At 70.4% G+C, this 7,426-nt stretch carries 4 protein-coding genes; all 4 read left to right on the top strand.

The annotated features are described in order from the left end of the window. A partial coding sequence (locus tag Q0379_RS18030; RefSeq protein ID WP_299014750.1) for a cellulose biosynthesis cyclic di-GMP-binding regulatory protein BcsB occupies nt 1-2,224 on the top strand: 2,224 nt, incomplete at its 5' end. Continuing rightward, entirely contained in the window at nt 2,221-6,084 is a 3,864-nt protein-coding gene (locus Q0379_RS18025) for a cellulose synthase subunit BcsC-related outer membrane protein (protein WP_299014747.1), read from the top strand. The genes Q0379_RS18030 and Q0379_RS18025, both read left to right, overlap by 4 nt. Nucleotides 6,085-6,093: 9 nt before the next feature. Continuing rightward, nucleotides 6,094-6,603, top strand: coding sequence for a cellulose biosynthesis protein BcsD (gene bcsD, locus Q0379_RS18020; RefSeq protein WP_299014744.1), 510 nt, complete (start codon nt 6,094-6,096; stop codon nt 6,601-6,603). Nucleotides 6,604-6,613: 10 nt separating this feature from the next. Continuing rightward, a partial coding sequence (locus Q0379_RS18015) for a PTS transporter subunit EIIC (protein WP_299014741.1) occupies nt 6,614-7,426 on the top strand: 813 nt, incomplete at its 3' end.

The following is a 7,426-nucleotide window of genomic DNA, read 5'->3' as shown; positions in this document are numbered from 1 at the left end:
CCACGCCCAGCCCGCGCGCGCGGCGGCGCGTCCCGCGGCCGCGACGGCGCCCGCGGCTCCCGGCGCCGTCGTCGCCAAGCCCACCGGCGGCGTCCGCACCCTGTCGATGACGCTCGAGGATCTTAAGGTTAACCGGCCGCTGCGCCTGATCGGCTCGGCCGGCGAGGCCGGCATTCCGGTCAATCTGCGCCAGGACGAAGTCGTCACCAGCGCCCAGCTGACCTTGAACTTCGCCTATTCGCCGACCCTGCTGGCGGACCTCAGCCACCTGACGGTGCTGCTGAACGACGAGGTGATCGGCACCGTGCCCCTGACGCCCGACGGCGCCGGCGGCGTGGTCGTCACCCTGCCGATCGATCCGGGCCTGTTCACCAACGAGAACCGCCTCGGCTTCCGCTTCATCAGCCACTACACGCGCAGCTGCGAAGACCCGCTGCACTCGACGCTGTGGGCCAATATCAGCAACACTCGCAGCCGTCTGACCCTGACCTTGCAGCAGTTGTCGGTGGGCGACTCGCTCTCGCGCCTGCCGGGTCCGTTCTTCGACTCCACGGAAGGCCGTCAGCTCAAGCTGCCGTTCGTGTTCGCCGGCGCGCCGTCCAACGAGCTGATCGCCGCGGGCGCGGCCACGGCCTCGTATTTCGGCATGACCGCCAGCTTCCATGGCTTCGCCTTCCCAGTGCTGTTCAACGACCTGCCGGACGGCAACGCGGTCATCCTGGCGCGCGGCGGCAGCCAGATCGGCGGCTGGGTCGTCCCCCAGGCCTCCGGCCCGATGATCAGCATCGTCCGCAACCCGCGTAACCCCTACGCCTCCCTGCTGGTGGTCTCCGGCGGCTCGGACGAGGACGTGCTGGCGGCCGCCCGGGTGCTGGCCTCGTCGCCCAAGAGCCTCTCGGGCCAGAGCGCCCAGGTCACGCCGCAGCCGATCGCGCGGCGCCAGCCCTATGACGCGCCGCGCTGGGTCGACACCCGCCACCCCGTACGTCTGGGCGACCTGGTCGGCCAGTCGTATCTGGAAGGCGCGGGCTTGCGTCCGGGCCTGCTGACGGCTGAGTTCCGGACCGCCCCGGACCTGTTCTTCTGGCCCCGCCCGGGCGCCAAGCTGACCTTCGGCTATCGCTACCCGGCCGGTCCTTGGCTGGACTACACGATGTCGCGCCTGGATGTGCTGGCCAACGACAAGTACATCCGCTCGATCCCGCTGCGCCCCGAACGAACGGCCGCCAAGCTCCGCGACGCCATCGGCGTCTCGGCCATCCAGCACTCGGCCTCGGTGGATATCCCCGGCTACAACATCTTCGGCCAGAACCAGCTGCAGTTCTATTATGACCTGCACAGCAAGAAGAAGGGCGCCTGCGAAGGCATCCTGCCCATCGGCATCCGCGTCGGCATCGACGCCGACTCGACGCTGGACCTGACGGGCGCGCACCACTTCTCGCGCATGCCGGACCTCGCCTTCTTCGCCAGTTCCGGCTTTCCGTTCAGCCGCGTCGCCGACCTGTCGGAAACCCTGGTCCTGATCCCGCAGGCGCCGCAACCCGACACGCTGCAGGCGCTGTTCACCCTGATCGGCCGCATCGGCGACTCCACCGGCGCGCCCGCCGTCGGCGTCACCATCGCCCGTCCGGGCGAGTCCCCCACGCTGCGGGGGCGCGACGTCCTGGTGGTCGGCCCGCTGTCGCTGGCCTCGCAAGCCTCCGAGCTGTTCCAGAGCGCCCCGGTGCGGGTGGAAGGCAGCCAACTGCGCGTCGCCTCGACCTCGCCGATCACGCGCCTGTTCTCGCGGTTCGGCTCCAACGTCGACCAGCGCAATCCGGTCGCCGCCGACGCGGCCCTGGTGACGAACAGCGACTTCGCCGGCGTGACCAGCTGGCGCTCGCCGTTCGACAAGAGCCGCGTGGTCGTCGCCGTGCTTTCGGCGAACCCGGCGCGGCTGCCCGAGATCGTCAATTCGATGGACAAGCCCGAAGCCAACGCCGCGATGCAGGGCGATCTGGCGATCGCCACGGACAAGAGCTTCAACAGCTTCCAGGTCGCGCCGGGCTTCTGGTCTGGTCACCTGCCCTGGTGGGTGGCGGTGATGTGGTGGTGCAGCCGCAATCCTTTGCTGCTGGCCCTGGCGGTGATCGGCGCATCCCTGATAATCGGGGGCGGATTCTGGGTCGTGCTCAGCGTCCTTGAACGTAAGCGCCTGTCCGACAGGGAAGTGGACCCGCGATGAGAACGATCGCCTGTATCTCGCTGGCGTCGAGCCTGATGGCCTCGACGGCCATCGCTCAGGTCCAACCCCGCCTGCCCAGCGACAAGCCGGCGGCCCAACCGCTGGTCCCGGGCGCGAAGACGTTGAAGCCGGAGATGGCGGCGCCGCCACCCGCCCAGGGCGCCAGCCAGGGCGGCGTGGTGCAGGCGCTGCTGAACCAGGCGGCCAGCCAGCGCAAGCGCGGCCGCAACGACCTCAGCCTTCAAGCGCTGCAACGCGCGCTGCGGGAAAGCCCGAATAACCCGCAGGTGCTGCAGCGCCTGGCGTCGTACGCGATCGAGGATGGCGATATCGGCGCGGGTGATCGCTGGCTCAAGCAGCTGCGAGCGGCCACCAGCGCCTCGGACGCCCGGGTCGTGGCGCTGGACAAGGCGCTGAAGGCCCGCACCAGCGCCTCGGTCGCCAGCAACGAAAGCGCGGCGGTGAACGATCCGCGCCAAGGCAAGACCGAGACCAAGCCGTCTCCGCCGATCGATCCCAGCGGCGCCTCGCGCGCGTCCGGCTTCGAGGCTCTGCAGCGCAAGGATCTCGCCGGCGCCGAGCGGCTGTTCAACCAGGCCCTGCGCGAACGCTCCAGCGACCTCGACGCCGCCGGCGGCCTGGGGATCATTCGCCTGCAACAGGGCCGCTTCGCCGACGCCGAGGAGCTGCTCAAGCGGGCCAGCAAGGGGCCTTCGGGCGACCAGCGCTGGGGCGAGGCCCTGCGGTCGGCCCAGTTCTTCTCGGCCCTGTCGCGGGCCCGCGCCGCCTATGAAGGCGGTCGCTACGCCCAGGCCGAGCAGGACGCCCGTCCGCTGGCCAACGGCCAGAACCCGGACCGGATCGAGGCTCAAGTCCTGTGGGGCCAGTCGCTGGCCGCCCTGGGGCGTCCCGCCGACGCCGAGACCGCCTTCCGCGCGGCCCTGGCGACGGCGCCGCAGCGTCCCGAGGCCATCGCCGGCCTCGCCCAGGCCCTGGCCGATCAGGCTCGCTATGACGAGGCCAGCCAGATCGCCGCGACCCTGACCGGCCCGACCGCCGGCCAGACCCGCGCCGCCATCGAGCGGGCGCGCGCCACCGAATTGCAGAAGCGTGGCGACACCTTCGGCGCCGGCGCGGCCCTGTCGGCCGCCCTGACCGCCAATCCGAACAATCCGTGGTCGCGCTACGACTACGCCAAGTTCCTGGCCGACCAGGGGCAGGAGGCCGAGGCTCAGTCGCTGATGGCCCCGCTGTACCAGTCCAGCGACCCGGAGGCCCTGCAGGCTGCGGCGCTGTATTCGGAATCGCGCGGCCGTAACGACGAGGCCATCGGCCTGCTGCGTCGCGTGCCCGAGGCCAGCCGCACCCGCCAGGTCCGCGACCTGATCGGGCGCGTCGAAGCCCTCAGCACCATCGAACAGGCCAAGCGCTGGGGCGCCCAGGGCCGTCCCGTCGATGGCGTCAGCCTGCTGCGCGGCCTGCTCAGCCGCACCTCGCCGGGCTTTGGCGTGCGCGGCCGCATCGCCGAGACCCTGCTGGACCTGGGCGACAGCTATCAGTCCACCGCCCTGGCGCTTGAAGCGGCCCGCCAGCCGCCGGCCAGCTTCAAGCCGTCCGAGGCCTCGGGCTTCCTGGCGGTGCTGGCCCAGACCGGCCAGGACGCCGCCGCGATCAATCTGCTGAACGCCGCCGCCCAGCAGCAGCCGCAGAGCGAGTATCGCAGCCTGGCGGCGCTCTACAGCGCCCGCCGCGCCGACCGCCTGCGCCTGGCCGGCGACTTCGCCGCCGCCTTCGACACCCTGTCGCAAGGCTTCACGGTCGCCCCGCGCGATCCGATGCTGCTGTCGGCCCTGGCGCGGCTGTACGACACCGGGGACCTCGCGCCCCAGGCCGCGCAGACCTATGAAGCCCTGCTGTCGATCAATCCGAACGACTACGAGGCTCTGGCCGGCTCGGCCCGCGTGGCCGTGCGCACCGGCGACTACGATCGCGCCAACGACCTGCTGCGTCGCGCGATCGCGATCCAGCCGAACAATCCCGACCTCTACTACCAGCTGGGCCAGATGGAGCAGGCTCGGGGACGCGAACGCGCGGCCCTGAAGGCGTTCGAGCGCGCCCAGACCCTGCTGGCGCGAGGTCAGGGCGTTCAGCCCGGCGCGCCCGCCGGCGTTGGCGGCGCCCTGGGCCCGAACCCGTTCGCCGCCCGCGCGATCGCCCAGGCGGCCGATGCGCCGACCTACGGCGCGCCCGCCATGGCGTCTTCCGCGCCCGCCTTCGCCCTGCCGCAGCTTCCCAACGCGGCCGCCGCCCAGCCTCAGGCCTATGCGTCCTACGCGCCGGCTCCGGCCCCGAGCTACGCGCCCGCCCAGAGCTATGCGCCCGCGCCCAGCTACGCGCCGGCCTCCAGCCCAGCCTCGAACTACGCCTCCATCCCTTCGAACTCGCCGCAGAGCGATCCGTCGACCCTGGGGATCGGCGTCAGCCTGCCGGCCAATTCGAACCCGCCGGCGCTTCCGACGCCGGCCGCGCCGAACTATGCGGCCGCCGCGACGCCAAGCTATTCGGCGCCCGCCTATCCGGCTTCGTCCTACGCGGCCGCCGGACCGGCCTCGCTGGCCCCGCTGCCCACGCCCGCGCCGGCCTACACGCCGCCGCGCGCCTATGCGGCCAAGGCGTCCAACGCGCCGCTGCCGGCCAACGCCCCGCTGCCGGCCAAGGTCGGCCGCGAGATCGCCGCCCTGCGCCAGTCGACGGCGCCGCAGTTCGAAGGCGCGGCCAACCTGCGCGCTCGCAGCGGCGAAGAGGGCACGAGCCGCCTGTTCGAGGCCAACACCCGCATCGCCGCCTCGATCTCGCCGTTTGGGATCGGACGCCTGGGTCTGGCCGTCAATCCGGTGGTCATCACCGCCGGCGCGCCCAAGCAGTCGACTATCGCCAATATCGGCACCAACCCGCTGGTCAACGCCGAGGCCATCGTCGCGGGCAACACCATCGTCCTGCCCAGCCTCGACAGCAGCAGCCGGGCCGGCGCGGGCGTGTCGATGTTCTACGACTCCGGTCCGATCTCGCTGGACGCCGGCATTACGCCGCTGGGCTTCATGCGCAAGAGCTTCACGGGCGGCCTGACCGGGCGTCTCGACATCGGCGAGGCCCAGGTTCGCGCCACGGTCGAGCAGCGTCCGATCACCGACAGCGTCTTGGCCTATTCCGGCGACCGCGACCCGCTGACGGGCGTGGAGTGGGGCGGCGTGGTCCGGCGCGGCGCCAGCCTGGGCGCCTCAGCGAACTTCGGCTCGGCCGGCGCCTATGCCGATGTCGCCTACCGTCACCTGATCGGTCACAACGTGACCAGCAACACGGGCTACGAGATCAACGCCGGGGCCTACTTCCGCCCCATCGACAGCAACGGCGACCAGCTGCAGATCGGCCTCAACGCCAATATGCAGGCGTACGACAAGAACCTGCGCTTCTTCAGCTTCGGCCAGGGCGGCTATTTCAGCCCGCAGCAGTTTGTCAGCGTCGCCCTGCCGGTGTCGTACTCCAAGGAGCGGGAGCGCTGGCGGGCCAAGGCCGCCTTCAGCATCGGCGTGCAGTCGTACAGCGAGGACAGCTCGCCGATCTTCCCGAACAGCCCGGCGGCCCAGCAGGCCATCGAGTCCTACGCCGCGTCCGACAATACGATCCTGGCCCGCTACGACTCGGCCAGCAAGACGGGCGTCGGCCTGACCGGCCTGCTCTCGGGCGAGTACAAGTTCCGCGGCGGCTCGGCCGCCGGCGGCGAGGCCTCGCTCGACACGTTCGGGGCCTACAACGAATACAAGTTCCGCTTCTATCTGCGGCGGATTCTGTCCAGCCAATAGGAACGACCGATGTTGAAGAGCCTTTCCGCCCGAGCCGCCGCGCCGGAAGTCGCCAAGGTCGCCGACACCGCCGACCTCCGCTATCTGGCCGCGCGCCAGTTCAGCGCCCAGTGGCGCGCCGTCATGCTGGCCATGGCCGACGAGCTGTTCGAGAACTTCAGCGCCCAGGAGGCCTGGGGCTTCTACCGCCAGATCGGCCTGCGGGTGTCGCGCTCGGTCGCCCTGCCGCCGGTGAAGACGCTGGACGAGCTGGAAGCGTCGCTGAACGTGGCGCTGGCCGAGATGGACTGGGGCTATGTCTCGCTGGCTCTGGCCGACAGCGCCATCGCCATCCGTCACCGCGCCTATCCGGGCCAGCACCTGGAAGACGCCAGCGGCCACTGGCGCCGCGCCTTCGCCGCCCTCATGGAAGGCGTCTACACCGTCTGGATGCAAAGCCAGGGCGGCCGTCCGGAAATGACCGCCACTCACCGCGAGGGCGCCAGCGATGACGTCCTGGAATTCTCCTATGGCCTCTAGGCGAGGCGTTATGCTGCTGATGGCCGCCGTCCTCGGTCCGCTGTACAAGTACCTCAAGCGGCTCATCCCCGAGAACGTCCAGATGATCTTCGTGCCGTTCCTCGCGATGCTGATCATGATCCCGCTGACCGCGTTCCTCATCGGGCCGATCGGGGTGTACGCCGGTGCCGGTCTGGGACATGTCCTCAAGTCCATCAACGACTTCTCGCCGCTGATCTTCGCCATCATCATCCCGTTGGCCTACCCGTTCATGGTGCCGCTGGGTCTGCACTGGCCGATCAACGCGATCATGCTGATCAACATCCAGACGCTGGGCTACGACTTCATCCAGGGCCCGATGGGCGCCTGGAACTTCGCCTGCTTCGGCGCCACCGCCGGCGTGCTGTTCCTGGCCTGGCGGGAGCGTGACGTCCAGATGCGGCAGACCGCGACGGGCGCGCTGGCGGCGGGTCTGCTGGGCGGCATCTCCGAACCGTCGCTCTACGGTATTCACTTGCGGTTCAAGCGAATCTATCCACGAATGCTCGTCGGCTGTCTGGTGGGCGGTCTGATCATCGGCCTCGGCGGCGGTGTGAAGACCAGCGCGTTCGTGTTCACGTCGTTGCTGACCATCCCCGCGTTCAACAGCATCGTGCTGTACGGCATCGCGGTGCTCGCGGCGTTCTTCACCGCGATGATCCTGGTGATCATCTCCGGCTACAAGACGCCCGAGCAGAAGGCCGAACTGGAAGCCGCCGAGGTGCCGGTGGCCGACCTGGAGCGGGCCCCCGCGGGCGCCAGCGCCGGCACCATCGCCGCCGCGGCCGCCACCCAGGCCGCCGCC

The sequence above is a fragment of the uncultured Caulobacter sp. genome (assembly GCF_937900395.1).
GTDB lineage: Bacteria > Pseudomonadota > Alphaproteobacteria > Caulobacterales > Caulobacteraceae > Caulobacter.
The sequence above is the reverse complement of the archived record's forward strand: the minus strand, read 5'-3'. Positions and strand labels throughout refer to the sequence as shown.